Here is a 1,684-nt window from a genome sequence, read left to right as displayed (position 1 = left end):
TGTCGTAGCCATTTCAAGATGTCGGGGCACCAGCCAGATAGAAATGTCCGGTTTTAAGGTTGGTTGGCTGCGTCTCTTTCCTCGTTTTGAGCGTTACGCAGTGTCGAAGGTCGGCGCCTGAACGGGCAGGGCGCTCACGTTCGTTTCTCCAGCTTTTGCAGACCGACGGCTAGGTTTGTTGGGCGGCTTTGCAGTTTGCCGACGGTGCGCCAGATTCACGATCACATGCTCGACGTCGGCCTGCGTGATCTCGCGTTGCTTCTTCTTGCCCGGTTCAGCCTCGTTTCGATTGGTCCGCGTCGCGTCGCCACGATGCGTTCGAGACGGGGCTTTACCGATTCGACTGTTATCGCGTTGCGCCTGGATCGTCTGCGCAACCTGGAGCACGTGACTCAGGCGCTTGTGTTCGACAACAGCAGCTTGATCGATCTCGGCCAGCCGGTCGTACTGTCTGCAGGGCAACATGCGACCCTCTGTTCGGAGTTCGATGCGCCCGTCCGGGTACTCCCATACCTCGATCGTTCGACCGATCAGCTTCCGATTCTCCGGCGTATCGTCCAGCAAATACATCACTCGGTCGTACTGCACCGTGAGCGATTTCGTCACTTTCCGCGGCTCGCGCCACGTCATCACCAAGTCGAGATTCTCGTCGGCGCGCAGCGATCGGTGTGCATTGAAGTCGCTCTTCGGCGGCTTTGCGAAGCGTGTGTTGTAGGCGGCCATGAAGGAGGGCGCGTAAGCGTTGGCGTCGGCCACCGTGTTGATCCCACGCAGCCGCATCTCCTTGACCAAGCGATCCTGCAACGTCAGATGTGCTCGCTCGACTCGCCCCTTGGCCGGACTGCTGTTTGCGCAAAACGTATCGATGTTCAGCTCGTACATCGCGCGGCCAAAGTGCGTCACCCGATTACCAGTCTTGCCCGGCGTCGTATTGCGGAACACGCTGTACTTGTCGCTATAGAACGCCCCCGGTTTGCCATGGCGCTCGATATACGCTCGCGTCGCCTCGAAGTAGCTGAAGGTCGATTCGGTCTGCGTGAAGTGCAGCATCATCAACCGGCTCGTCGCATCGTCGACGTATACCAGCAGCGTGCAGGCCGGCGCCCGCTCCTCGAACCACCGATGATCGCTGCCGTCGATCTGGATCAGTTCACCGAGGCAAGAGCGCCGCGCTCGCGGCTGGTAGACCTTCGGCGGACGCTGTCGGCGCGGAATCCACAAGCCAGCGTCCGTCATCAGCTTCCTGACCGTTTCCTTGGCTAGCCGAATGCCGTGACACTCCCGGAGCTTCTCGCAGGCCAGCGTCGGCCCGAAATCGGCATAGCGATCGCGGATGATCGACAGAGCCCGGTCGGCGGCCCCTGGGTCCAGGCGACGGTTGCCGGGACCGCCACGCTTACGCGAAGCTAGTCCAACTGCGCCGGATTCCCGATAGCGGATCACCAGGCGTTCGATCTGCCGCACTGTCAGCCCCAGCCGTTCGGCTGCACGGCCGGGCTTCAAGCCCATATCCACCACAGCCTGGATCACCTTCAGACGGTCGAGTTCTCGCATGTTCAATGTCACCAATGCTGTTCGGTGCATCGCCGGCTCCATGATCTGACGGGGGCCGACAAGCTTACCGAGGTCCAAACGCGACATTTCTAAATGGCTGGAACACGACATTTCTAAAAAGCTACTACAA

General features: G+C 60.2%; 1 protein-coding gene. It reads right to left on the bottom strand.

What is annotated here, in order from left to right; all coding sequences use genetic code 11:
- Positions 1 to 93 precede the first annotated feature (93 nt).
- On the bottom strand, positions 94 to 1,584 hold the full coding sequence (locus U4Z64_RS37205; RefSeq protein WP_321822673.1) for an ISNCY family transposase: 1,491 nt from the start codon (positions 1,582 to 1,584) through the stop codon (positions 94 to 96).
- Positions 1,585 to 1,684: the final 100 nt, after the last annotated feature.

The sequence above is a fragment of the Burkholderia sp. BCC1996 genome (assembly GCF_905339955.1).
In the GTDB taxonomy this organism is placed as follows: Bacteria; Pseudomonadota; Gammaproteobacteria; order Burkholderiales; family Burkholderiaceae; genus Burkholderia.
The sequence above is the reverse complement of the archived record's forward strand: the minus strand, read 5'-3'. Positions and strand labels throughout refer to the sequence as shown.